The following is a 23,838-nucleotide window of genomic DNA, read 5'->3' as shown; positions in this document are numbered from 1 at the left end:
AGCGTATGATGAGTCTTTTATGTTAGGGGGAGAATCTATTGACGGATTATTTATCAGTATCTAGCTTAACTAAGTATCTCAAGTTAAAGTTTAATAAAGATCCTTACTTAGAGCGTGTCTATGTGACAGGACAAGTTTCAAACTTTCGACGTCGCCCTAATCATCAGTATTTTTCCCTAAAAGATGAGAATGCGGTAATAAAAGCAACCATGTGGGCAAAAGATTTTAAAACCTTGGGATTTGAGCTTGAAGAGGGAATGAAAATCAATGTTGTGGGACGTATAGACCTTTATGAACCCAATGGCTCTTATTCGATTATCATTGAGCGAGCTGATCCAGATGGAGTAGGAGTCTTGGCGCTTCGATTTGAGCAGTTAAAAGAAAAGCTGGCTAAGGCTGGCTATTTTGAAGATACACACAAACGACCACTTCCACGTTTTCCAAAGAAAATCGGTGTTATCACTAGTGTCAGTGGTGCAGTGATTAGAGATATTATTACGACTGTCTCTCGTCGATTTTCTGGCGTATCTATTGTGCTTTTTCCAACAAAAGTGCAAGGCGATGGAAGCTCTCAAGAGATTGTAGCAAACATTAAAAGAGCCAATCAGCTCAAGGATTTGGACGTTTTGATTGTAGGACGTGGTGGTGGCACAATTGAGGATCTCTGGGCATTCAATGAAGAATCAGTTGTGGAGGCAATTTTTGAGTCTCATCTGCCTGTGATTTCAAGTGTCGGACATGAGACTGATACGACCTTATCAGATTTTGTTGCGGATCGGCGTGCTGCAACACCCACAGCTGCTGCTGAGTTGGCTACTCCTGTGACCAAGGCAGATGTACTTGCTTTTTTGTCAGAGAGCAGGCAACGTAGTTATCAAGCAACGCTTGCTCGCATAGAGACATTAGAGGAGCGTTTGGCAAAGTCTCGTCAGTCGGTGATTTTTCGTCAACCTGAGCGCTTATATGATAGTTATGTACAAAAGATTGATTATTTATGTACAGAGATGACAAGTAATATGCGTCATATCTATAGCCATAATAAACAGAAAGCAGAGCTTTTGGAACAACGTTTATTAGGGCTTGAATTGATGGGGAAAATTCAAAAAAATCAAACAACGCTTGCTTATCTCAAGCGGCTGTTATTGACAACGATGACTAATCAATATGACAGTAAATTGGCACGTTTTGAGCGAGTGCAGGATGCATTGCTATCATTAGATACTTCGCATATTGTGGCGCGTGGGTATGCTATTGTTAAACAAAATGGTCAAATATTATCAAGTGTCGAAGCACTAGAAAAAAGTAGCCTCTTGCAGATTGTTATGCGAGATGGTCAGCTAGAAGTTGAGGTAGAACATGTCAAAAAATCAAACATTTGAGGAAAACTTACAAGCTTTAGAAACTATTGTGGCGAAATTGGAGACAGGAGATATTGCATTAGAGGAAGCTATCGGTGCATTTCAAAAAGGAATGGCACTGTCAAAAGAGTTGCAACAAACGTTGCAAGCTGCTGAAAAAACACTTGTCACTGTCATGCAAGATGACGGAACAGAAGTAGAGATGGATAGTTAATGAATAAAAAACAGTGTGTAGATGAGGCTATTCATGCCTATTATTGCCAGTCTGGGGCGGTTTCAGAGAGATTGATTGAAGCGATTTTGTACTCAGTTGATGCAGGAGGTAAGCGTTTTCGACCACTTATTCTACTGGATCTACTGGAAGATTTAGGAATTAAATTGGATAGTGGACACTATGATGTAGCAGCTGCTCTTGAGATGATTCACACAGCTAGCTTAATTCATGACGATCTCCCTGCCATGGATAATGATGATTATCGCCGTGGACGTTTGACTAATCACAAACAGTTTGATGAGGCGACTGCTATTTTAGCTGGAGATAGTCTCTTTTTAGACCCTTTTGGCTTAATTTCTGGAGCAAATTTGGCTGATCGTGTCAAAGTTAATCTGATACAGTCTTTGTCGCAAGCTTCAGGTAGTTTTGGTATGGTTGCAGGACAGATGCTGGATATGGCAGCTGAACACTCCCACCCTTCTATAGAAGAGCTCGCTACCATTCATCGCCATAAGACAGGTTGTCTTCTTGCTTATCCTTTTTTTGCAGCAGGGATTTTGGCTGATGTTTCACAAAAAGAGTTGGTTTTGTTAAAGCAGATAGGTGAGTTAGTTGGTCTTTCTTTTCAAGTGCGAGATGATATTTTAGATGTGACGGCAGATTTTGCAACCTTGGGGAAGACGCCAAACAAGGATATAGTAGCACAAAAAGTCACCTACCCAAGTTTGCTAGGGCTGGACAACTCTCATCATATCCTTGAGGACACTCTCAACCGAGCTTTCGCACTGGTGGAAGAGTTAGAAGTCAGGCAATCAAGAAAATTTATAAAACTAAGGGCATTATTGGAAAGGTTGCGGCTAGATGATTAAGGAAAGGGTGGACGTTCTTGCCTATAAACAAGGGCTTTTTGAAACCAGAGAGCAGGCTAAGCGTGGTGTCATGGCAGGACTTGTTATTTCTGTTTTAAATGGAGAGCGTTTTGATAAACCTGGCGAGAAAATTGCTAGTGATACAGAACTTAAGTTGAAAGGTAAAAAATTGCGCTACGTTAGTCGTGGTGGGCTTAAGCTTGAAAAAGCGTTAGAAGTGTTTGATATTTCACTTGCAGAGAAGAACACTCTTGATATTGGAGCATCTACGGGTGGTTTTACAGATGTGATGTTACAGTCTGGAGCAAAGCTTGTCTATGCTGTAGATGTAGGAACCAATCAGCTTGCTTGGAGGTTGCGACAAGATAAGCGTGTTATCAGTATGGAGCAGTACAATTTTCGCTATGCTAAATCTAGTGACTTTACTTTTGGTCAGCCACTATTTGCCTCCATTGATGTTAGTTTTATCTCGCTTCATTTGATTTTACCAGCTCTCTCTAGCATTTTAGCTGATAGTGGAGATGTGGTTGCTCTGATAAAACCACAGTTTGAGGCAGGCAGGGAATTTGTTGGCAAAAATGGCATTATCAAAGATAAAAAGGTTCATGAGATGGTTGTCAAACAAGTATGTCAGTTTGCGTTAGAGTCTGGCTACACAATCTGTGGATTAGATTTTTCTCCTATCCAAGGAGGGCACGGTAATATTGAGTTTTTGGCACATTTGAAAAAAACGGAGCATCCGCACAATCTAGCCTCTGACTATATAGATACAATTATCGACAAAGCACATGAGGAGTTTAAAAAATGATGAGAAAAAAAGAGCGCTTGAAAATGATTAAGGAGTTGATTACGACAGAAGTTATCGAGACTCAACAAGAGTTGTTGAACTTGTTGGAAAAGCGTGGTATGCACCTGACACAAGCAACTATTTCACGAGATATGAATGAAATTGGAATTATCAAGGTGCCATCGGATTTAGGACATTACATTTATGGATTTTCTGAAGAAGTAGAGACACCTAGTGAACAAGCAGTGACAAAGGAAACAAACCCAATTGTCTCAGTATCAAATGTTATTGCTGGAGAGGTTTTCTTTTTGACGGTTGATGTTATTCCCGGCAATAGTCGTGTGCTCAAAACACGTCTAAAAAGACACTTTACATCTGATTTATTAAGTGTTATTGCAGATGATGATAGTCTCCTTTTGCTGGTAAAAGAAAAAGAGGTTGTAGAGAAGGTTCAAAAGGCTTTGTCTGAGTGGATGTTGGACAAATCTTAGAGAGGAGCGTTCATGTTATTAGAAATTTCCATCAAAAATTTTGCTATCATTGAGGAGATTTCCTTGACTTTTGACACTGGTATGACAGTACTTACTGGAGAGACCGGTGCAGGAAAGTCGATTATTATTGATGCTATGAATATGATGCTTGGGGCGCGTGCTAGTATTGAGGTTATTCGTCATGGTGCCAATAAAGCTGAGATTGAGGGTTTTTTTTCGGTTAATGATAATCCTATGCTATCTCGTATCTTGGAGGACAATGGGATTGCATTTTCAGATGAGTTAATTATCCGTAGAGAAATTTTTCATAATGGGCGCAGTGTTAGTCGCATTAACGGACGCATGGTCAATCTAGCGACTTTACGTGCAGTTGGACAGCATTTGGTTGATATTCATGGACAACATGACCAAGAAGAACTCATGCGTCCACAACTTCATATTAGCATGCTAGATAGTTTTGGGGATACTGTTTTCAAAACGATAAAATCAAGCTATCGAAAAACTTTTGAGGCTTACCGAGATTTACGTAAGCAAGTCGTTCTCAAGCAAAAAAATGAAAGAGAGCATAAAGAACGCATTGAGATGCTAGAGTTTCAAATAGCAGAAATTGAGGCAGCTTCACTCAAATCTCAAGAGGATAAAAAACTCTTAAAAGAGCGTGAAAAGCTCATGAATTATAAAAATATTGCAGATACATTGCACGATGCCTTTATCATGCTAGATGATGAGGAGTTCTCAAGTCTCTCAAATATCCGCACTGCTATGAATGACTTGATGACTCTTGAGGAGTTTGACTCTGACTATAAGGAACTCTCAGCGAGTTTAGCTGAGAGTTACTATATCCTTGAAGAAGTCACCAAGCGTTTAGAGGCTATTATTGACAATATGGACTTTGATGTTGCTTATCTCCAAACTATTGAAAACCGACTTGATACTATTAATGTCATCACGCGTAAATATGGTGGTAGTGTTGATGATGTGTTAGAGTACTTGGACAATAGTGTTAAGGAGTATAATCTTCTGACTGGAAACATTAGTTCAAATAATGATTTAGAACACCAACTTAAGAAGTTAGAAAAAGAGTTGATTCAATCAGCTAAGTTATTAAGTGATAAGCGTCACGAACTTGCCAAACTATTAGAAGCAGAGATTAAGCAAGAATTAACCGAACTTTACATGGAAAAAGCAGATTTTAAGGTTAAATTTACCAAAGGTAAATTTAATAAAGATGGAAATGAACTTATTGAATTTTATATCTCAACAAACCCAGGTGAAGGATTCAAACCTTTGGTTAAAGTAGCATCTGGTGGTGAAATTTCACGCTTGATGCTTGCCATTAAGTCGGCTTTTTCTCGTAAGGAAGATAAAACGAGTATTGTTTTTGATGAAGTGGATACAGGTGTATCTGGACGTGTGGCACAAGCTATCGCCCAAAAAATTTACAAGATTGGTAATCACTCGCAAGTACTGGCAATCTCGCATTTACCTCAGGTCATTGCGATTGCGGATTATCAGTTTTTCATTGAAAAAGTCTCTGATGATAATTCAACTGTTTCAACAGTACGATTGCTTGATGAGAATGAGCGTGTCGAAGAAATTGCTAAAATGCTAGCAGGCAGTAACGTAACAGAAGCTGCTAGGACACAAGCAAGAGAACTCCTAAGAAAATCGTAAAAATATTGGATTTCCAATCTTTTTGATTTTACCAATACGGTTTTCCTTAAAATTTGGTATAATGGAGGAGAAAATGATTATATTAGACAGGAAAAGATTATGGCAAATGTAAAAATTGTAACGGATTCTTCCCTTACAATCGAACCGAAATTGATAAAAGAACTTGATATTACAGTGGTGCCTCTATCTGTTATGGTTGATGGGGTTCTTTATTCAGATAATGATTTAAAAGAAGAAGGAAAATTTTTGGAGTTGATGCGCCATAGCAAAAATTTACCAAAGACCAGTCAGCCATCGGTTGGTGTCTTTGCTGAAGTTTACGAACGCTTGTACCAAGAAGGGGCGACAGACATTATCTCTATCCACCTATCACATACCCTTTCAGGTACCATTGAGGCTGCTCGTCAGGGTGCTAATCTCGCAGGCGTTGAGGTGACTGTGATTGACTCAACTTTCACCGATCAATGCCAAAAGTTTCAAGTAGTAGAAGCTGCAAAATTGGCTAAAGAAGGTGCCGAACTCACTACTATTGTGGAGCGTGTTAATGAAGTGCGAGAAAAATCTGAACTTTTTATGGGTGTATCTACTTTGGAAAACCTTGTCAAAGGTGGTCGTATAGGACGTGTGACAGGTGTTTTGACATCACTTCTTAATATCCGTGTCGTTGTAGAAATGAAAAATCATGAATTGGTACCGATTGTAAAAGGACGTGGTTCTAAAGCTTTTAATAAATGGTTTGAGCAGTTTATGGAACATATCAAAGGACGTCAAATCGCAGAAGTTGGTATTTCTTATTGTGGTACAGCTGATTTGGCAAATACTTTCAGGGAAAAATTAAAAGTTTTAGGCGTTCCAATTTCCGTACTTGAGACAGGATCTATCATCCAGACCCACACGGGTGAAAATGCTTTTGCAGTTATGGTGCGCTATGAATAGAAAATCAGTATTTACAGGACTTGCTTTCTTTTTAGTGAGTCTTATTTTATCCATTGGGCTATTTAGTATACTTATCCCAAAATCTAATCCTAAATTGACTAAATCTGACTTTTTAAGGCAAAACAAAAAGACACTTACTTATGTTGCTATCGGTGATTCTCTGACGCAAGGTGTTGGAGATACGACTAATCAAGGTGGTTTTGTGCCTATCTTAGCACAAGCGCTACAGAGTAAGTATGGTTATATGGTGCATAGTGAAAATTATGGTATTTCTGGCAATACCAGCTCTCAGATTTTAAGTCGCATGAAGAAGCAGACTAAAATCCAAAGAGCTCTCAAACAATCACAGATGATGACATTGACTGTTGGTGGCAATGATGTTATGGCGGTTATCCGAAAGAATTTAACTAAGCTTAGTGTTGATAGTTTCAAGAAGCCTGCTAAAGCTTACCAAAAGCGTCTTCGTGCTATTATTGAATTGGCTCGAAAAGATAACAGTAATCTCCCCATCTATATCTTGGGTATTTATAACCCTTTTTACCTTAATTTTCCAGATATGACCCAGATGCAAGAGGTTGTTGACAATTGGAATACAGCAACGAAAGAGATTACCAAAGCCTACCAAAATGTCTATTTTGTCCCAATCAATGACGCACTTTATAAAGGTATTGAAGGAAAAGAAGGTGTTGTACAAACGTCAGGTAATCAGACCAGCATCTTAAATGATGCACTTTTTGAGGGAGATCATTTTCATCCCAATAATATCGGCTATCAAATCATGTCAGATCAAGTAATGGAGAAAATCAGTGAAACAAAAGATTCTTGGACAAAAGATTAACTGGTGGAAATGGGGATTTTTACTGCTTTTTGCTATCAATATCGGTTTTATAAGTGTTGTTATGAGTCGTTTGATACAACCAAGGGAACCTAATAATCAGCAAACTCTCAAACACACCACAAACAGTGTTAAGGTTGGTACCTTTACTATGCATAAAGAGGAACTTAATAACACTATTGCTGCCTTTTTGAAAGATTATCAGAGCAAGGATTTTTCTTATCAAATCTATGTTGCTTCTTCTTCAATCTTATTTGAAGGATCTTATACCTTGCTTGGCTATGAGGTTCCACTTTATGTCTACTTTGAGCCAGTGCGTCTCTCAAATGGTGCTGTGCAATTAAAAGTGACCTCCTTTTCTGTAGGAACTCTATCTCTTCCTCAAAAAGAAGTTCTACAATACATCAAAACAAGTTATAAATTACCTGATATTGTCGTAATTGATCCCCAAAAAGCAACTATCACAATTAACCTGCAAAATCTTAAAAACGATGCGGGTCTTTACCTCAAAGCTACCAGCATTGATTTAGTCAATGACCAGTTTACTTTTGATATTTTTAAGAAAAAAAGCGCTTCAAAGCGTTAATAACTTGACGTAACAGCGATTTTTAGGTATTATAGTTTCTGTTAAAGCGAAAGCTTACAAAATTATTGGAGGATTGTTAAATGGCTAACAAACAAGATTTGATTGCAAAAGTATCAGAAATTTCTGAGTTGACAAAGAAAGATTCAGCAGTAGCTGTTGATGCAGTTTTTGCAGCAGTAACTGAATTGCTTTCAGAAGGCGAGAAAGTACAACTTATCGGTTTTGGTAATTTTGAAGTACGTGAACGTGCTTCTCGTAAAGGTCGTAACCCACAAACTGGTGAAGAAATTGAAATTGCAGCTTCAAAAGTTCCTGCGTTTAAAGCTGGTAAAGCTCTTAAAGATGCTGTAAAATAACTTGCAAAAACTGCCGTTATAACGGCAGTTTTTTTGTTTATAAAAAATAAAAAAGAAAAGATTGTACTACTCATTTTTGACAATGCTAGACAAACAAGAAGACTCTGCGTTATAATAAGAAAAGAATTAATCGATAATAAGTCGCACTGTGTAAAAATCAAGAAAGTTTTTTAAGAGGAGAATCAAAATGGCAGAACCGTTATTTCTAAAGTCACAAATGCATGAGAAAATTTGGGGTGGGACAAAGTTGCGAGACACTTTTGGTTATGATATTCCAAGTGAGACAACGGGTGAATACTGGGCAATTTCTGCGCATCCAAATGGTGTATCGACTATTGCAAATGGTCGCTATAAAGGTTATGGTTTGGATCAGCTGTATCATGACCATAAGGATTTATTTGGTTATCCAAAGTCAGAGGTTTTTCCATTATTGACAAAAATTTTAGATGCGAATGATTGGTTGAGTGTTCAAGTCCACCCCAATGATAGCTATGCTCTTGAGCATGAGGGAGAGCTTGGTAAGACGGAGTGTTGGTATGTGATTGCCGCAGATAAGGGAGCAGAGATTATCTACGGACACAATGCTAAGTCTAAAGAAGAGCTTGAGCAGTTAATAAAAGAAAGTGATTGGGATTACTTGCTAACCAAGATTCCTGTAAAAGCTGGTGATTTTTTCTACGTTCCTAGTGGGACTATGCATGCTATCGGGAAGGGAATTCTTATCTTAGAAACCCAGCAATCTAGTGATACAACGTATCGTGTTTATGATTTTGAACGCAAGGATAAAAAAGGTAGAACTCGTGATTTGCACCTCAAACAATCTATCGATGTCTTGACTATTGGCAAACCTGCTAATAGTACGCCCGCTCGCATCATAAGTGATAACCTAGATTTGACAACGCTCGTTGCTAATGCATTTTTCACTGTTTACAAATGGCAAATCAAAGGTCAAGTTGATTTTCAACGCACAGCCTCCTATCTCCTCCTTAGTGTTTTAGAAGGCATGGGGCAATTGACTATTGAGGGAGAGGTTTATCCTATCAGAAAAGGAGACCACTTTATCCTTCCAAATGATGTCAACTGCTGGACGATAACAGGAAAACTCGAGTTAATCGTCAGTCACCCTAATGAGGACTAAGAATACTGATTGGTTTTACCTTTATACTATAATAAAAAGGATAGAGGAGTTTCAAAGCGATAGATAAATTTTAGTTTTGTGCAGTCTAAAATCACGAAAAGAAGTAAAAGTATTGGTGAAAAAGAGAGCAATAAGTGTTAATCCTAAAATCATTACATCATCTCATTTTAGATTGATGAGGTGACAGATATGATCACTTATCAAAATCAGGTTTTACATTATGAACGTCTTGTTTATGATATACTCAATAAACCGTCCGGAACTATCTCTGCAACGGAGGATAGACAGCACAAAACAGTGGCTTTACTGGAAAACTGCAAGTAAGAAAGCCTTTTTGGTTGAGTGACTAGTTAGATAGAGACATAGGTCTTTTGTTACTGACAAATAGCGGTGCTTTAGTATATAGTATATATCTTTAGCAAAAGAGTTAAAAACATTAGTTATTTTCGATGTAGCACTTGAATTTTATATTTGCGAAAAGGCTGATTTCATGGTAAGATAATAGAAACAAACAAGAAGAGGTAGTATGTCATGGCATTTGGAGATAATGGACCACGTAAAAAGACCCCATTTGAAAAGTTAACTATGATTGTCGTGATTGTGATGATCATTGTGACAATTGGGGGAATATTATTCACAGCACTTGCTGGAGTGACAGGCATGTAACTGTAAAGCGCTTAATAAGCGTTTTTTTAAACGGACAAAGATAGGTAAATAATAATGAGTATGTTTTTAGATACAGCAAAAGTCAGTGTCAAAGCTGGTCGTGGTGGAGATGGCATGGTTGCTTTCCGCAGAGAAAAGTATGTTCCTAATGGTGGTCCTTGGGGTGGCGATGGAGGACGAGGTGGATCGGTCATTTTTAAAGTAGATGAGGGTCTACGTACTCTTATGGATTTTCGATACAATCGTCATTTTAAGGCGAAAGCAGGTGAAAAAGGTATGACCAAAGGCATGCATGGTCGTGGTGCAGAGGACTTGATTGTTCCTATCCCACCTGGGACGACAGTTCGTGATGCTAACACTGGTAAGGTCATCGCTGATATGATTGAAAATGGGCAAGAATTTATCGTCGCAAATGGAGGACGTGGAGGACGTGGTAATATCCGCTTTGCTACTCCTCGCAATCCAGCTCCTGAAATTGCAGAAAATGGAGAGCCTGGTCAAGAGCGTGATTTGCAGTTGGAGCTGAAAATTTTAGCCGATGTTGGCCTAGTGGGTTTTCCATCTGTTGGGAAATCTACACTGCTTAGTGTCGTCAGTGCAGCCAAACCTAAAATTGGTGCCTATCATTTTACCACTATTGTACCAAATCTCGGAATGGTGAGAACCAAGTCTGGCGAGAGCTTTGCTATGGCTGATCTTCCTGGGCTCATTGAGGGGGCTAGTCAAGGTGTTGGTTTAGGGACGCAGTTTCTGCGTCATATTGAGCGCACTCGTGTCATCCTACATGTTATTGATATGGCGGCAAGTGAAGGGCGTGATCCTTACGAAGACTACCTCGCCATCAATCATGAACTAGAAAGCTATAATTTACGTCTTATGGAACGTCCACAGATTATTGTTGCTAATAAAATGGATATGCCAGAGGCAAAGGAGAATTTGCGCCTATTTAAGAAAAAGCTAGCAGCTGGATACGATGAATTTGCTGAGCTTCCAATGATTTTTCCAATATCAAGTCTATCTCATCAAGGTTTGACAAATCTTTTAGAAGCTACAGCAGAATTGCTTGACAAAACTGATGAATTCCTACTTTATGATGAGAATGATATGGAGCAAGATGAGGTCTACTATGGCTTTAATGAGGATGAGCCACCCTTTTACATTTCACGTGCTGATGATGCGTCTTGGATTCTCTCGGGTGAAAAGATTGAAAAGCTCTTTGCCATGACTAACATGGAACGTGATGAGTCTATCATGAAATTTGCTCGCCAATTGCGTGGTATGGGTGTTGATGAAGCTCTCCGTGAACGTGGTGCTAAAAATGGTGATACGGTTCGTATAGGTCATTTTGAATTTGAGTTTGTTGATTAAAAGGAGGAGATTATGGGAGATAAACCCATATCATTTAAAGATGAGAATGGTAACTTTGTTTCAGCAGCAGATGTTTGGAATGCTGCTAAACTTGAAGCCTTATTCAATGAGCTAAATCCTAACCGTAAGTTGCGGTTAGAGCGTGAGAAAAAAGCAAAGGTAGATTGAATACTTAATCTACCTTTGCTTTTTTCTTTGTTTTGCGTTGATGATGTGATTTGATTACACGAACAAGAGCATATCCTATCATAAAAGTACAGTTTTTAAAAACAGCTGGCGTGTAGAGGATAAGTTGATAAGTTATGAAAAAGGCGACTCCAAGAATCAAAAGAGCTCCAAGATAATAGATGAGTTGTTGAGTAAATAAGCCTTGAAGCAACAAGTAAAAGGTCAAGAATATTGTTGTGACAGAAAGCGTAAAAACTAAGAAATAAGCAAGAAATGACCGCCAAAATACTAATCCTTTTTGTTGACTTGTTTTGATATTAATGAGTATGTGTCGATCCATATAGGCTAGCAAAACAGAGATAAATGTAAACATGATATTATCATATCAAAAGATAGATTATTGAGCAATATTTATGTGCTGTTTACTTTAGAGTTTATAGGTAATGTTAGGCTATTAAAAAGAACTCTCTATGAGAGTTCTTTTTAAGCATTTAAGACCTTGTTTAGGAAATCTTGTAAGCGTGGGTGTTTTGGATGATCAAAAATTTGCTCAGGTGTGCCATCTTCTATGAATTGACCGCCATCTGTAAAAATAACACGGTTAGCTACTTTTCTGGCAAACCCCATCTCGTGTGTAACAATTAGCATGGTCATGCCTTGCTCAGCTAGGTCTCGCATAACTTCTAAAACATCTCCAACCATTTCTGGATCAAGAGCTGATGTTGGTTCATCAAACAACATGATATCAGGATTCATGGCTAGACTTCGTGCGATAGCAACGCGTTGTTTCTGACCACCAGAGAGACTTTCTGGTTTAGCATCACGTTTATCAGCTAAGCCAACTTTTTCAAGCAACTCCATTCCGATTTTTTCAGCCTCTTCTTGAGTGTATTTACCGAGTTCAACTGGAGCAAAGGTAATATTATCAAGAACAGACATGTGTGGAAAAAGATTGAAGTGTTGAAATACCATTCCGATATTTTCACGTGCTTTATCAAGGTTTGTTTTGGGGTCAGATAATTCATAACCATCAACGGTGACCTTTCCACTAGTAATGGTTTCAAGGAGATTCAGTGTTCTAAGGAAAGTAGACTTTCCAGAACCAGATGGTCCAATGATGCAGACAACATCTCCTTCATAAAACTGAGCATTAATGCCTTTTAAAACTTCATTTTGCCCATATGATTTGTGTAAATCTTGAACATCAATTTTTAATTCTGCCATTAGTTAAGCCTCTTTTCTAAGCGTTTTGCCAAGCGAGTCAATAGGGTAATCATCACGAGGTAAAGGATTGCTAGAATAGCATACATGCGGAATGATTGGTAGTTACGTGCGATAATGATTTTCCCTGTTTGGAAGAGTTCAACCAATCCAATTGCTGAGACGATAGTTGTATCTTTGAGAGAGATGACAAATTGATTTATAAAGTTAGGAAGCATAAGGCGAACTGCTTGTGGTAAGATAACCCTTCGCATGGTTTTTCCGTATGAAATTCCTAAGCTACGGCTTGCTTCCATTTGCCCTTTTGGTACGGCTTCAATCCCACCACGGACGATTTCAGCGATATAAGCACCAGCATTAAGAGAAAGAGCAATAGTTGCTGCAACAAAATCGTTGATTGGGTTTTGGTGACCGGTAAGTTGCTCGATAAGATTTGGAATTCCCCAGAAAATGAAAGCAGCTACAATCATTAGTGGGATACCACGGACAACATCAACAAATATAGCAGCGATAGTACGCAAAACACTATTTGGAGCCACACTTAGCATACCAAAGAAAATACCGATAATCATTGCGATAGCAAATGAGATAAGAGTCAAGCTAATCGTTGTCCACAATCCTTGGAGTAGCTGTTTGTAGTTGTTTTGCAGCAATCCCCAGATAGTTGTTTCATCGACTGTAGAGCTTGAAGATGACTGGCTAGAAGAAGAGTTACTTGTTGATAGGTATTTCTTCACGAGCTTATCATACTGTCCATTTTTCTTTAAGGCAGCTAAACCGTTATTAAACATTTCAACGAGTTCGGGATTTGCCCCTTTTTTCACGGCAAAACCGATATCGCCTGAAGCTTCTCCTTTGATGGGTGTTTCAAAGTTACGTCCTTGTTTGATAGCGTAAGCAAGGACGGCTTCATCATCCATAAGAGCATCAATAGAGCCTGAATTAAGACTATCATACATAGAAGATGCTTCATCAAAAGCACGGATTTTAAAACCGTATTTATTGGCATTCTGTTCTAACCAAGTATAAGAAGCTGTTCCATTTTTGGCACCGACAGTTTTGCCTTTAAGATTTTCATAGGATTTGATAGAAGATCCTTTTTTGACAGCCAAGATGATGTTAGCAGTATAGTAAGAATCTGAGAAAGTAAAGATTTCTTTTCTAGCATCAGTAATGGTCATTCCAGCGATAACACCATCTGCTTGCCCAGATTGAACGGCATTAAGAGCAGCATCGAATCCTGGGTTGCTAATAGTGATGTTAAAGCCTTGCTGTTTAGCAATAGCTTTGATAAGCTCCATGTCAAAACCAGTATATTTGTTTGAGCTATTTTGGTACTCAAATGGAGCAAAAGAAGAATCTGAGACAATTTTATAAGTCGTTTTTTGAGGTGTTGCTTTAGCATTTGCATCTCCAGTTGCACTAGCACTAGTCTTGGTAGCATCTGATTCTAACCACTTGCTCATAATTTGATCGTAAGTACCATCTGATTTCATAGCAGCAAGTGCTGTGTTAAATTCTTCGATGAGGTATTCGTATTTACTTCCTTTTTTTACACCAAAAGCAAAACTTCCGACAGACTCGCCATTCATATTGATAGCATAGTCTTTTCCTTGGTTGATAGCATATCTGACGACGGGTTCATCATCCATAGCGGCATCAATAGAACCAGAGTCCAGACTGTTATTCATTAAATCGCTGGTATCAAAAGTTTTGAGAGTATAGCCGTATTTTGATTTGTTTTTTTCAAGGAAAGATTGCGCAGCAGTTCCATTTTTAACTCCAACTGTTTTTCCTTTGAGTTGGCTATACTTGCTGATTTTATTTTCTTTTTTGGTATAAATAACGATAGAAGTATCGTAGTAAGTATCAGAAAAAGTAAATACTTTTTTACGAGCTTCTGTGACAGTAGTTCCTGCCATAAGAGCATCAGCCTGTCCAGATTGAACAGCATTGACAGCAGCATCAAATCCTGGAAAAGTCATTTTATAATCCCAACCAGAGCGCTTTGCCACTTCTTGGATAATATCGACATCAATTCCTTTATAAACTTGATCACTGTCCTTAAATTCAAACGGTGCATAGGCGGTATCAGACACGATTGAAATCGTGTCAGCGCTGGCTTTTTCGCCAAAAACCATGAATACAGCCATCAGGGCAAATACAATTGCCTTAATTGTTTTCTTCATGAATGTCTCCTTTACTAAAAAAATCACTAGAACGACTGTGTCCTAGCACTATGAACTTCATTTTAGCAAATTATAAGGGGAAAGTCAACTTTTTCATATTCTTATGTTAGGTTTTATAACATAAACTCTAAAGGGTAGATAAAAGCCTAGAATTGATAACTTTAGGATAATGTATTACAATAAGTGAAGAAAGTGAGAATAACATGATTGACAGAAAAGAAGATAATGTCTTTAAATTAGTATCAAAGTATCAGCCTTCAGGAGACCAACCTGAGGCTATTGAGAGCTTGGTGGATAATATTGAAGGTGGAGAAAAAGCACAAATTTTAAAAGGAGCGACGGGGACAGGGAAAACCTATACCATGTGTCAGGTCATCGCTCGGGTCAATAAGCCTACTCTTGTCATCGCTCATAACAAGACCTTAGCAGGTCAGCTCTACGGTGAGTTCAAGGAATTTTTTCCAGAAAATGCGGTTGAGTACTTCGTGTCTTACTATGACTACTATCAGCCTGAGGCTTATGTACCATCCAGTGACACTTATATTGAAAAGGACAGTTCAGTTAATGATGAGATTGATAAACTCCGCCACTCAGCAACCTCTGCTCTCCTAGAACGAAATGATGTGATTGTTGTGGCATCTGTATCTTGTATTTATGGTTTGGGATCACCAAAAGAGTATGCTGATAGTGCCGTGAGTTTACGTCCTATGCAGGAAATCTCACGTGATAAATTGCTCAACGATTTGGTGGATATTCAATTTGAACGCAACGACATCGATTTTCAGCGTGGACGTTTTCGTGTTCGTGGTGATGTGGTTGAACTTTTTCCAGCCAGCCGTGATGAACATGCTTTTAGAATAGAGTTTTTTGGAGATGAGATTGACCGCATTCGTGAAATTGATCCGTTGACAGGACGTGTGATTGCTGATGTGGATCATTTGGTTGTCTTTCCAGCCACTCACTTTATGACAAATGATGATCACATAGAAGAAGCAATTGCTGCTATTCAAAAGGAAATGGAAAAGCAAGTCACTCTTTTTGAAAAAGAGGGGAAACTAATTGAGGCGCAACGCATTCGCCAAAGAACCGAATACGATATTGAAATGCTCCGTGAGATGGGTTACACTAATGGTGTTGAGAACTACTCTCGTCACATGGATGGGCGAAGTGAGGGTGAGCCTCCTTATACCCTCCTTGATTTTTTCCCAGATGACTTTTTGATTATGATTGATGAGAGTCACATGACTATGGGGCAGATTAAAGGGATGTATAATGGTGACCGATCTCGCAAGGAAATGTTAGTCAATTACGGTTTTCGTCTGCCCTCTGCTCTGGATAATCGCCCTCTTCGCCGTGAAGAATTTGAAAGTCATGTCCACCAGATTGTCTACGTATCGGCGACACCTGGTGATTATGAGTTAGAGCAGACAGATACTGTTGTTGAGCAGATTATTCGTCCGACAGGTCTCTTAGATCCAGAAGTAGAAGTGCGACCAACTATGGGACAGATGGATGATCTTCTTGGAGAGATTAACAGTCGTGTTGATAAAGGTGAGCGAACCTTTGTCACAACGCTGACCAAAAAAATGGCAGAGGATTTGACTGACTACCTCAAGGAAATGGGTGTCAAGGTGAAATACATGCACTCAGATATAAAAACATTAGAGCGGACAGAGATTATTCGTGATTTGCGTCTTGGTATTTTTGATGTTTTAATTGGAATTAACCTTTTACGAGAGGGGATTGATGTTCCTGAGGTTAGTCTTGTTGCTATCCTTGATGCAGACAAAGAAGGTTTTTTGCGGAATGAACGCGGTCTGATACAGACTATTGGTCGTGCAGCTAGAAATAGTAATGGACACGTGATTTTGTATGCTGATAAGATAACCGAGTCTATGCAAAAAGCAATGGATGAAACAGCTCGTCGTCGTCACTTGCAGATGGCATATAATGAAAAATACGGTATTGTACCTCAAACGATTAAAAAGGAAATTCGTGATCTTATCGCCATTACAAATAAAGCTGAGGAAACTGAGCTTGAGACAAATATTGATGTCTCAACCATGACTCAAAAAGAGCGTCAAGAAACCATTAAAAAACTCCAAAAAGAGATGAATGAAGCAGCAGAGCTCTTGGATTTTGAGTTGGCTGCACAATTACGAGATATAATTTTAGAACTCAAAACAATATAAAAAGAAGTAGTCTTTCTATGGAGTATTTGTTACGGCAACAATAAAAAACAATGCGCAGTGATGACTGATATGCGATAGGGTGATATTGAAAAAATGGCTTAATATCAAGATTGCGATGATTTTCAGGGGCAAGAAAGAAAAATCAATCTGATAATCAAGGGAAATTCTTAAATTTGTATTAAATTATTGATACTACCATCTTTGTACTAAACCGAAGAAACCTTGAGATAAAAATAAGTAACAGAAGAAATGATGATGAATAAACTAACGAAACCGTTTGAAGTATTGAATGAGGAAAAGTTGTCCATAGATAAAAGTATGGAGGAAATTCATTTCTTATAATGCAGAAGGAAGATAGTAAATGAATAGAAATAAAAAAGTATCTAAATTGGTGCAGTTACTAGGTGAGTGTCTTGATACCACATTGTCGCTCTCAGAGAGTGATTTTACAAAACACTTACTAATCATGAGTTTAAAGATAAAAGACTTGGTGTAAGGTTGATGAGCGTTGGCATGTGGATAGGACATTATTTTTATAGAGGTCTATCAGCGATTTTATCATTGGGTCACGGCAAATGTATCAGACTAATTTTATTAGTCTGATTTTTATGTGCATTAATGACGTCAATATGACTCTAAAACTGTCCCCAGACAACTTTCTTTTTTAGAACTTGAAAGGTTCGCTAAAGAGGAATATACTGTTAAACAAAAGTCTTAGGAGGTTCATCATGACAAAACGATTAACTTACGCTGCGCTTTTTACAGCGCTAACCATTATCTTATCTTCCTTTAGCGTGCCTGTTCCAGGTGGTCATTTTTACTTTAATAAAGTGATTATTTTTCTCGCGTCCTTGGTGTTTAATCCGATAGAAGCAGCTGTTATTGCAGGCGCAGGAAGCTTTTTGGGGGACTTCTTCTTTTACCCAGCACCGATGTTTGTATCCTTGATTGTTCAGGGATTTGCAGCTTATACAGTATCCAAACTGGTTGGCGATGCTAGAAATGTTTCAAAGACGCAGATTTTTTTAGCGCTATTAGTAGGCAGTGTTATTAGTGTTGTAGGATACGGTTTAGGACGTTCCTTTATCTATTCGACACCAGCTTACGCTCTTTTGAAGTTACCTTTTGATATTTTATCAAGTGTACTGGGAAGTGCTCTAGCTTATAGTCTTTACTACCTGAGTAGTTTTTCAAAGACGTTGCAAAAAGCGCTCCATTAAGTTGTTTTGACAATTGTATCTGCCCTTTCTTTTTGCTATACTGATAATTAAATAAAGGAGAGGTGTATTATGTCAAGAGCGGAAAAGGTCATTTTAACCAACATGTGTATGATAGAAGATAATAAAGGAAACGTCGTCATGCAATACCGTCGTCCAGAACGTTATGCTTGGTCAGGATTTGCTTTTCCAGGTGGGCATATCGAAAAAGGTGAGAGCTTGCATCAGGCGATGATTCGTGAAGTGTACGAAGAAACAGGACTTACTATCTATCGTCCGCAGCTAGTAGGTGTTAAGCACTGGCACACTATGGAAAATGAACGCTACCTTGTCTTTTTGTATAAAGCATCGGATTTTACAGGTTGCTTGCAATCATCTGATGAAGGTGAAGTTTCATGGGTAAAAAAAGAAAATCTTGCTGATTTAGATCTTGCCTATGATTTGCTTAATCTTGTACGTATCTTTGATGAGGATAACTTATCGGAACTTTTTTACAGTGAACGTTTAGGAGCTGATTTTATCCGTGAATTTTGGTAATAAAAAAGCACTGATAAGTGCTTTTTTATTACTCTGCAGTGATACGCTGACTTGTATCAATATCAAAGAAATGCCCTTTAGCAACATTGAAAGTAAGCGTTACTTTATCCCCTGGATTGTGGAAGTCACGAGCATCAACGCGTGCAGCAAACTCATCTTGTCCCAGTTTAAGGTAGAGCATAGTTTCACTACCAAGAAGTTCTGCAACAACGACTTCTGCAGTCACAGTGGCATTCGGATAAGCTGTTTGAGCAATGTTATCGCTTGAGAGATCTTCAGGGCGAATACCAAAAGTGACTGTTTTACCAAGGTAACCTTTGGCTTCTAGTACCTTAGCCTGTCCTTTAGGAAGAGCTAAGGTAAGTCCTTGATGATTAGTTAATTTATCTTTACCAACTGTCATGTCAAAGAAATTCATAGCAGGGCTTCCAATGAAACTAGCGACAAATTTATTAGCTGGCTGGTTGTAGAGTTCTTGTGGCGATCCAATTTGTTCGATACACCCAATAGTGCCAGATCCGTCGGGATTTTTTGTAGCAGACATGATGACGATACGATCAGCCAGTGTCATAGCTTCGGTTTGGTCGTGGGTAACGTAGATAGTTGTTGATCCGATACGTTGATGAATCTTGGCGATTTCAGCACGCATAGACACACGCAACTTGGCATCCAAGTTGGATAAAGGTTCGTCCATCAAGAACACCTTGGCATCACGAACAATAGCACGCCCCATGGCGACACGTTGACGTTGACCACCAGAGAGATCGGCGGGCTTTCTCTCTAAAAACTCTGTTAAGCCCAAAATATCAGCTGCTTCACGCACACGTTTATCAATGTCTTCTTTGGAATATTTGCGAAGTTTCAGCCCAAATGCCATATTGTCGTAGACAGTCATATGAGGATAGAGGGCGTAATTTTGGAAAACCATAGCAATATCACGATCTTTAGGGGAAAGATCATTGACGATAGCTCCATCAATTTTGAGTTCTCCTTTTGTAATATCTTCAAGCCCTGCAATCATACGAAGTGTTGTTGACTTCCCACAGCCAGATGGACCGACAAAGACGATAAATTCTTTGTCTTTGATGTCTAGATTGAAGTCCTCCACGGAATAGTGTGTTGCATTTGGGTATTTTTTGTAGATATGATTTAATTGTAGAGTTGTCATAATGTATTTCCTATTCTTATCTTATTGTGTGAGAAGGCAAATCTTATTTGACAGATCCGCCTGTAATACCTTCAACATAGTATTTTTGCATGATCATAAAAAGTAATGTAATGGGAATTGCGATAATGACAGATCCAGCCGTAAATGGCATAAACCAATCATTGATAGTATCTTGTTGGAGCATGGAGAAGAGTCCAATAGCTACGGTATACTTGCTAGTAGCATCGCCTAGGATAACTTTGGCAAAGATAAAGTCCATCCAAGGAGCGATGAATGCCATGAGAGCTGTGTAGACGATGACAGGCTTTGAGAGAGGAAGAGTGATATTGAAAAAGATATCTTGACGAGTGGCACCATCAATCATAGCACTTTCATCGAGCGAGTATGGAATGGTGTCAAAGAACCCTTTTGCGATATAAAATCCCAGAGCAGATCCTGATGAGTAGACTAGTACAAGCGCTGTCAGACTTTGGTCGAGATTAAGAGCTTTCAAAATATAGTATATCGCAATCATACTCATAAAACCAGGAAACATATTGAGTACAAGAGCCAATTTTAGAAAGCCGTTGCGGTGTTTAAACTTAATACGACTGAGAGCATAAGCCATAGCAACAGTTATAAAGGTTGAGATGATACATGAAAATGCTGCTACAATCAAAGTATTTAAAAACCATTGCCCAAAAGGAAAGGTGGTTTGGGTAAAGAGTCTAGTGTAATTGTTCAGTGTCCATGATTTCGGAATGAAGTAATTGACAAAAGCGGTTCCTTCAGCACGAAAACTGGTTAAGACAACCCAAGCGATAGGAAAGAGCCAGATGACTGATAGAACAGTCAACAAAATATAGACGAAAGTAAGGTTGATGCGTTTTCTTTTATTCATTATTTAGCAGCTCCTTCCTTGTAAGAATTTGTTCTTGTGTAAGCGAGTAGGCTAAAGACAGCAGAGAGAATAAAGATAATGATACCAATAACAGATGCCAAGTTGTAATCGGCAGCGCTTACTGTCAGTTTGTAGAGCCATGTGACCAAAAGATCGGTGCTACCTGCTTGGTAGAAGTTTGAGTTGGTAGGACCACCACCTGTCAAAAGGTAGATGACGTTGAAGTTATTGATGTTTCCGATAAATTGTTGAATGAGTGTTGGTGTCATGTTCAACAAGATTTGAGGAAATGTAATAGACTTAAAGATTTGAAATTTGTTTGCTCCATCTATCTCAGCAGCTTCGATTTGCTCTTGCGGAAGGTTCATGATGATTCCTGTGGCAACCAACATAGTGACAGGAATACCTACCCACATATTAACACATATGATAGAGAACTTTGCCCAGATAGGATCTGATAAGAATGGAAGCGGATGTGCATGTGATACCAAGCCAATCTTCTCAAAAAGAGCATTGACAGGTCCAGCATCGTTTAGTAAGTTTCTCATGATAAGAAGCGAGATAAATTGTGGAACTGCTATGGTTATAACAAAGATTGTCCGCCACATTTTCTTAAACTTGAGCCCTTTAGTATTGATGATAAGAGCAAGAACGATACCAAAGAAGAAGTTGGTAACCGTTGCAAAGACCGCCCAAATCAATGTCCATGACAAGACAGGAAAGAATGTACTTGCCATACGGCCACTAAAGATATTGCCAAAGTTGATAAAGCCAACCCAATCAAAAAGGCTCTTTGGAGGAAGGTGGTTGTGATCATAGTTGGTAAATGCCAAGCAAATCATATAGATCAATGGTAAAATGGTAAAGAGCAAAACCCCTATCAAAGGGATAATCATAAGGGTCATGTGAAAACGACCATCTGCTAAGGTTTTTAAATCTTCAACAAAGTTTGGAATCTTACGATTGTGCGCTTTTAGCTCCACTAGGTGAGCAGCACTCTTGATATTACACCAGTAGATGTAGATAAATACTAGGCAAAAAATCACAGCGGCAAGTCCGAAAATCAACAGTAGCATAGAGTTGTCACCTTGCGTGGCAATCTGTATTTTAATCCCATCGACAGTCTTTGTTGTCATGCCTTGACTATTAGTACCAAGGGTAATAAGTCCTTTGATGGCAGGGATAACCTGGTAGATAAAGGAAATAAGAAAGAGAATCTCACTAATTAAAAAGAGCATTCCTTTTACAATTTGTTTATTTTTTAGATTAGTAGCTCCCATAATAAAGTAAGATGTTTTAGTGGCTGAATCTCCTTTTTTAAAGGTTTCTACAAAAAGCTGTAATGGTTTTTTAGGGGTAGTATCCATGATAAGTCTCCTCTAAAATAACGGATAATATATTATGTTATCAATGATTAGTCAAGGTGTTAAAAAATAAACCCCGCTAACTGCAGATTAGCGTCGCTAGCAAGGTTCTATTTTTAGCATCTTATTTTGATTTGGCTAAATCGCTATCAAACTGCTTGAGGCGCTTGAGGTAGTCGCTTGATTTAATCTTACCATTGTAAGTATCGCTAAGAATAGCAGCACTTTCAGTCCAGAAAGTGGACATTTGGCTAAGCTTAGGCATAACAGTCGTGTAAGTATTTGAGCTACCCATTGTGATAACAGCTTTTGCAAGTTCGTTTGATTTTACAGCGTCAGATTCTTGAATGACCTTATTTGCAGGTACAATGTTACGTGTTTCAAACTGTTGTTTTTGAGTATCTGCACTAGTGAGGTAACTTGCGAGCTTGTAGCTTGCTGCGATACGTTTGGTATTAGAACCGGCGGGTGCTTGGTTGACTGCGTAGAGTTTGACACCAAGGAAGGCTTTTTGTTGCACCTCTTTACCACCAATGTTTATGGTTGGATAAATGGCAACTCCTAGTTTATCTGCACCTACAGCTTTTTGAGCTGCTGAGTAATCCCAAGGTCCTGATTCCATAGCAACGACGCTACCATCACCGAATTTACTCATTGCATTATCAGCATTGAAATTAACAAAACCTTTGTTTTTCTTTTGGTCTGCAATCCATTGAAGGACAGAGACACCAGCTTTATTACCCCAGTTTGTTCCTTTGATATTTTCACCGGTCTTACCAAAGAGAGTATCACCGACTGAGAGGAAAAGCGGTGCTGTGACGTAAGAATTTACTTGCTTTAGATTCGCACCAAAGGTGGCTTTAGTTGTGATAGTTTCATAGGATTTGACATCATCTGCTGATAGTTTTTCCTTGTTATAAAAGAGAACTTGTGACTCAATACCAAATGGAAAGGCATATGTTTTACCTTTATATTGTGCACCAAGAACAGATTGTTCTGTGTCATTGTTCTTGATTTCTTCAGCGTATTTACTTGGAATTTCTTGGATGATACCAGATTCAACCAATTGACCGAGTTGGTCATGCGGAAGTGAGAAGACATCTGCAGCTTTACTTGGATCTTTTTTGACATTTTCTTGTGCATTGGAGTCATTTGACTCAATTATTTTAACTTTAATGTTTTTGTTGTCTTTCTCAAAATTTTTGACAATGTCTTTGTAAGAATCCTTTGAATCGGTTGGAACCCATAATTTCAAAGTGGTTTTTGATGCTGCCAAAGCAGGTGAAGCGGTTGATATGGCAACGAATCCAGCTGCCAAAGTGAGAGTAGCAGAGACTGCTAACCATTTTTTCCAAGATTTCTTGGTCATAATATTTCCTCCTTTAAGGAATTTTTAGCTTTCTATAACTCTATTATGCAACCGTTTGCAAAAAAAGTCAAGCTTTTTTGCAAAAATGAGGAGTAGAATTTATCGGAAAGAAAGAGCTTACATGGATAAACAGAATGTTATCAAAGAGTTAGAAGTTTTTATAGCATGATTTTCATTTTAGAAAAATGTATCATTTTGGATAGCATTGAAAAAAGCGCTTGCATTGTTTGACAAGGTTTATTATACTGTTAGTAA

Annotated in this window: 25 protein-coding genes; 18 read left to right on the top strand and 7 right to left on the bottom strand. The window is 38.5% G+C overall.

What is annotated here, in order from left to right:
• The first annotated feature begins 38 nt into the window (after window positions 1-38).
• The 14 genes from xseA (at window position 39) to NXS10_RS03710 (ending at window position 11,446) form a co-directional block, all read left to right on the top strand.
• On the top strand, window positions 39-1,379 hold the full coding sequence (xseA, locus tag NXS10_RS03775) for an exodeoxyribonuclease VII large subunit (RefSeq protein ID WP_259137840.1): 1,341 nt from the start codon (window positions 39-41) through the stop codon (window positions 1,377-1,379).
• Window positions 1,357-1,572, top strand: a complete 216-nt coding sequence (locus NXS10_RS03770) for an exodeoxyribonuclease VII small subunit (RefSeq protein ID WP_259137837.1) — start codon at window positions 1,357-1,359, stop codon at window positions 1,570-1,572. Before xseA ends, NXS10_RS03770 begins: the two co-directional genes overlap by 23 nt.
• Window positions 1,572-2,441, top strand: coding sequence for a polyprenyl synthetase family protein (locus tag NXS10_RS03765; RefSeq protein ID WP_259137834.1), 870 nt, complete (start codon window positions 1,572-1,574; stop codon window positions 2,439-2,441). Before NXS10_RS03770 ends, NXS10_RS03765 begins: the two co-directional genes overlap by 1 nt.
• Window positions 2,434-3,249, top strand: a complete 816-nt coding sequence (locus NXS10_RS03760) for a TlyA family RNA methyltransferase (protein ID WP_259137832.1) — start codon at window positions 2,434-2,436, stop codon at window positions 3,247-3,249. The genes NXS10_RS03765 and NXS10_RS03760 overlap by 8 nt, the downstream gene beginning before the upstream one ends.
• On the top strand, window positions 3,246-3,719 hold the full coding sequence (locus NXS10_RS03755) for an arginine repressor (RefSeq protein ID WP_259137830.1): 474 nt from the start codon (window positions 3,246-3,248) through the stop codon (window positions 3,717-3,719). The genes NXS10_RS03760 and NXS10_RS03755 overlap by 4 nt, the downstream gene beginning before the upstream one ends.
• Window positions 3,720-3,731: 12 nt before the next feature.
• Window positions 3,732-5,393 carry a DNA repair protein RecN gene (gene recN, locus NXS10_RS03750; RefSeq protein WP_259137827.1) on the top strand — a complete coding sequence of 554 codons (1,662 nt, stop codon included), beginning with the start codon at window positions 3,732-3,734 and terminating at the stop codon, window positions 5,391-5,393.
• Window positions 5,394-5,492: 99 nt separating this feature from the next.
• Window positions 5,493-6,329: a DegV family protein gene (gene fakB / locus NXS10_RS03745; protein ID WP_259137826.1), complete on the top strand. Its 837-nt coding sequence runs from the start codon at window positions 5,493-5,495 to the stop codon at window positions 6,327-6,329.
• Window positions 6,322-7,167, top strand: coding sequence for an SGNH/GDSL hydrolase family protein (locus NXS10_RS03740; RefSeq protein WP_259137824.1), 846 nt, complete (start codon window positions 6,322-6,324; stop codon window positions 7,165-7,167). Before fakB ends, NXS10_RS03740 begins: the two co-directional genes overlap by 8 nt.
• Window positions 7,136-7,750 carry a YpmS family protein gene (locus NXS10_RS03735; RefSeq protein WP_259137821.1) on the top strand — a complete coding sequence of 205 codons (615 nt, stop codon included), beginning with the start codon at window positions 7,136-7,138 and terminating at the stop codon, window positions 7,748-7,750. Before NXS10_RS03740 ends, NXS10_RS03735 begins: the two co-directional genes overlap by 32 nt.
• Before the next feature lie 80 nt (window positions 7,751-7,830).
• The gene (gene hbs, locus NXS10_RS03730) at window positions 7,831-8,106 is read left to right on the top strand and encodes a non-specific DNA-binding protein Hbs (protein ID WP_259137819.1); all 276 of its coding nucleotides are present in this window, start codon (window positions 7,831-7,833) and stop codon (window positions 8,104-8,106) included.
• A 187-nt stretch (window positions 8,107-8,293) separates the two neighbouring features.
• Complete coding sequence (gene manA, locus NXS10_RS03725) at window positions 8,294-9,244, top strand: mannose-6-phosphate isomerase, class I (RefSeq protein WP_259137817.1); 951 nt, start codon at window positions 8,294-8,296, stop codon at window positions 9,242-9,244.
• Window positions 9,245-9,775: 531 nt separating this feature from the next.
• Window positions 9,776-9,910, top strand: a complete 135-nt coding sequence (locus tag NXS10_RS03720) for a DUF4044 domain-containing protein (RefSeq protein WP_115270454.1) — start codon at window positions 9,776-9,778, stop codon at window positions 9,908-9,910.
• Window positions 9,911-9,964: 54 nt separating this feature from the next.
• Window positions 9,965-11,278 carry a GTPase ObgE gene (gene obgE / locus NXS10_RS03715; protein ID WP_259137815.1) on the top strand — a complete coding sequence of 438 codons (1,314 nt, stop codon included), beginning with the start codon at window positions 9,965-9,967 and terminating at the stop codon, window positions 11,276-11,278.
• A 12-nt stretch (window positions 11,279-11,290) separates the two neighbouring features.
• Window positions 11,291-11,446, top strand: a complete 156-nt coding sequence (locus NXS10_RS03710; RefSeq protein ID WP_259137813.1) for a hypothetical protein — start codon at window positions 11,291-11,293, stop codon at window positions 11,444-11,446.
• A gap of 4 nt (window positions 11,447-11,450) precedes the next feature.
• On the opposite strand, the gene NXS10_RS03705 is transcribed toward NXS10_RS03710, so the two are convergent.
• From NXS10_RS03705 to NXS10_RS03695, 3 genes are all read right to left on the bottom strand, one after another.
• A complete protein-coding gene (locus NXS10_RS03705; protein WP_259137811.1) occupies window positions 11,451-11,819 on the bottom strand; it encodes a hypothetical protein in 369 nt (122 codons plus the stop codon).
• Between the two features lie 110 nt (window positions 11,820-11,929).
• Entirely contained in the window at window positions 11,930-12,670 is a 741-nt protein-coding gene (locus NXS10_RS03700; RefSeq protein WP_259137809.1) for an amino acid ABC transporter ATP-binding protein, read from the bottom strand.
• On the bottom strand, window positions 12,670-14,856 hold the full coding sequence (locus tag NXS10_RS03695) for an ABC transporter substrate-binding protein/permease (protein ID WP_259137806.1): 2,187 nt from the start codon (window positions 14,854-14,856) through the stop codon (window positions 12,670-12,672). The genes NXS10_RS03700 and NXS10_RS03695 overlap by 1 nt, the downstream gene beginning before the upstream one ends.
• A 203-nt stretch (window positions 14,857-15,059) precedes the next feature.
• Here NXS10_RS03695 and uvrB point away from each other — a divergent pair, with 203 nt between their 5' ends.
• The 4 genes from uvrB (at window position 15,060) to NXS10_RS03675 (ending at window position 18,802) form a co-directional block, all read left to right on the top strand.
• Entirely contained in the window at window positions 15,060-17,048 is a 1,989-nt protein-coding gene (gene uvrB, locus NXS10_RS03690; RefSeq protein WP_259137804.1) for an excinuclease ABC subunit UvrB, read from the top strand.
• A 361-nt stretch (window positions 17,049-17,409) separates the two neighbouring features.
• Window positions 17,410-17,544, top strand: a complete 135-nt coding sequence (locus NXS10_RS03685) for a hypothetical protein (RefSeq protein ID WP_259137802.1) — start codon at window positions 17,410-17,412, stop codon at window positions 17,542-17,544.
• 229 nt (window positions 17,545-17,773) lie between these two features.
• The gene (locus NXS10_RS03680) at window positions 17,774-18,268 is read left to right on the top strand and encodes an ECF transporter S component (RefSeq protein ID WP_259137928.1); all 495 of its coding nucleotides are present in this window, start codon (window positions 17,774-17,776) and stop codon (window positions 18,266-18,268) included.
• 69 nt (window positions 18,269-18,337) lie between these two features.
• A complete protein-coding gene (locus tag NXS10_RS03675) occupies window positions 18,338-18,802 on the top strand; it encodes an 8-oxo-dGTP diphosphatase (protein WP_259137799.1) in 465 nt (154 codons plus the stop codon).
• A 28-nt stretch (window positions 18,803-18,830) separates the two neighbouring features.
• Here the strand turns inward: NXS10_RS03675 and NXS10_RS03670 are convergent, their stop codons facing one another.
• The 4 genes from NXS10_RS03670 to NXS10_RS03655 form a co-directional block, all read right to left on the bottom strand.
• Window positions 18,831-19,970, bottom strand: coding sequence for an ABC transporter ATP-binding protein (locus tag NXS10_RS03670; RefSeq protein WP_259137798.1), 1,140 nt, complete (start codon window positions 19,968-19,970; stop codon window positions 18,831-18,833).
• Between the two features lie 43 nt (window positions 19,971-20,013).
• Entirely contained in the window at window positions 20,014-20,850 is an 837-nt protein-coding gene (locus tag NXS10_RS03665) for a sugar ABC transporter permease (RefSeq protein ID WP_259137796.1), read from the bottom strand.
• Window positions 20,850-22,217: a carbohydrate ABC transporter permease gene (locus NXS10_RS03660; protein ID WP_259137794.1), complete on the bottom strand. Its 1,368-nt coding sequence runs from the start codon at window positions 22,215-22,217 to the stop codon at window positions 20,850-20,852. Before NXS10_RS03660 ends, NXS10_RS03665 begins: the two co-directional genes overlap by 1 nt.
• Window positions 22,218-22,338: 121 nt before the next feature.
• On the bottom strand, window positions 22,339-23,583 hold the full coding sequence (locus NXS10_RS03655) for an extracellular solute-binding protein (protein WP_259137792.1): 1,245 nt from the start codon (window positions 23,581-23,583) through the stop codon (window positions 22,339-22,341).
• Between the last annotated feature and the right edge of the window lie 255 nt (window positions 23,584-23,838).

The sequence above is a fragment of the Streptococcus sciuri genome, from assembly GCF_024814375.1.
Lineage (GTDB): Bacteria > Bacillota > Bacilli > Lactobacillales > Streptococcaceae > Streptococcus > Streptococcus sciuri.
Note: the sequence above shows the minus strand (reverse complement) of the source record. Positions and strands in the feature narration are given on the sequence as shown.

Excerpts from the sequence above, each read along its gene's own strand:
- NXS10_RS03710 (WP_259137813.1), top strand. The coding sequence starts at position 11,291 with ATGGGAGATAAACCCATATCATTTAAAGATGAGAATGGTAACTTTGTT.
- NXS10_RS03700 (WP_259137809.1), bottom strand. The coding sequence starts at position 12,670 with ATGGCAGAATTAAAAATTGATGTTCAAGATTTACACAAATCATATGGG.
- NXS10_RS03675 (WP_259137799.1), top strand. The coding sequence starts at position 18,338 with ATGTCAAGAGCGGAAAAGGTCATTTTAACCAACATGTGTATGATAGAA.
- NXS10_RS03760 (WP_259137832.1), top strand. The coding sequence starts at position 2,434 with ATGATTAAGGAAAGGGTGGACGTTCTTGCCTATAAACAAGGGCTTTTT.
- NXS10_RS03660 (WP_259137794.1), bottom strand. The coding sequence starts at position 22,217 with ATGGATACTACCCCTAAAAAACCATTACAGCTTTTTGTAGAAACCTTT.
- NXS10_RS03720 (WP_115270454.1), top strand. The coding sequence starts at position 9,776 with ATGGCATTTGGAGATAATGGACCACGTAAAAAGACCCCATTTGAAAAG.
- NXS10_RS03705 (WP_259137811.1), bottom strand. The coding sequence starts at position 11,819 with ATGTTTACATTTATCTCTGTTTTGCTAGCCTATATGGATCGACACATA.
- uvrB (WP_259137804.1), top strand. The coding sequence starts at position 15,060 with ATGATTGACAGAAAAGAAGATAATGTCTTTAAATTAGTATCAAAGTAT.
- NXS10_RS03695 (WP_259137806.1), bottom strand. The coding sequence starts at position 14,856 with ATGAAGAAAACAATTAAGGCAATTGTATTTGCCCTGATGGCTGTATTC.
- NXS10_RS03770 (WP_259137837.1), top strand. The coding sequence starts at position 1,357 with ATGTCAAAAAATCAAACATTTGAGGAAAACTTACAAGCTTTAGAAACT.
- NXS10_RS03685 (WP_259137802.1), top strand. The coding sequence starts at position 17,410 with ATGAATAGAAATAAAAAAGTATCTAAATTGGTGCAGTTACTAGGTGAG.
- recN (WP_259137827.1), top strand. The coding sequence starts at position 3,732 with ATGTTATTAGAAATTTCCATCAAAAATTTTGCTATCATTGAGGAGATT.
- hbs (WP_259137819.1), top strand. The coding sequence starts at position 7,831 with ATGGCTAACAAACAAGATTTGATTGCAAAAGTATCAGAAATTTCTGAG.
- NXS10_RS03765 (WP_259137834.1), top strand. The coding sequence starts at position 1,572 with ATGAATAAAAAACAGTGTGTAGATGAGGCTATTCATGCCTATTATTGC.
- NXS10_RS03755 (WP_259137830.1), top strand. The coding sequence starts at position 3,246 with ATGATGAGAAAAAAAGAGCGCTTGAAAATGATTAAGGAGTTGATTACG.
- manA (WP_259137817.1), top strand. The coding sequence starts at position 8,294 with ATGGCAGAACCGTTATTTCTAAAGTCACAAATGCATGAGAAAATTTGG.
- fakB (WP_259137826.1), top strand. The coding sequence starts at position 5,493 with ATGGCAAATGTAAAAATTGTAACGGATTCTTCCCTTACAATCGAACCG.
- obgE (WP_259137815.1), top strand. The coding sequence starts at position 9,965 with ATGAGTATGTTTTTAGATACAGCAAAAGTCAGTGTCAAAGCTGGTCGT.
- NXS10_RS03665 (WP_259137796.1), bottom strand. The coding sequence starts at position 20,850 with ATGAATAAAAGAAAACGCATCAACCTTACTTTCGTCTATATTTTGTTG.
- NXS10_RS03670 (WP_259137798.1), bottom strand. The coding sequence starts at position 19,970 with ATGACAACTCTACAATTAAATCATATCTACAAAAAATACCCAAATGCA.
- NXS10_RS03740 (WP_259137824.1), top strand. The coding sequence starts at position 6,322 with ATGAATAGAAAATCAGTATTTACAGGACTTGCTTTCTTTTTAGTGAGT.
- NXS10_RS03655 (WP_259137792.1), bottom strand. The coding sequence starts at position 23,583 with ATGACCAAGAAATCTTGGAAAAAATGGTTAGCAGTCTCTGCTACTCTC.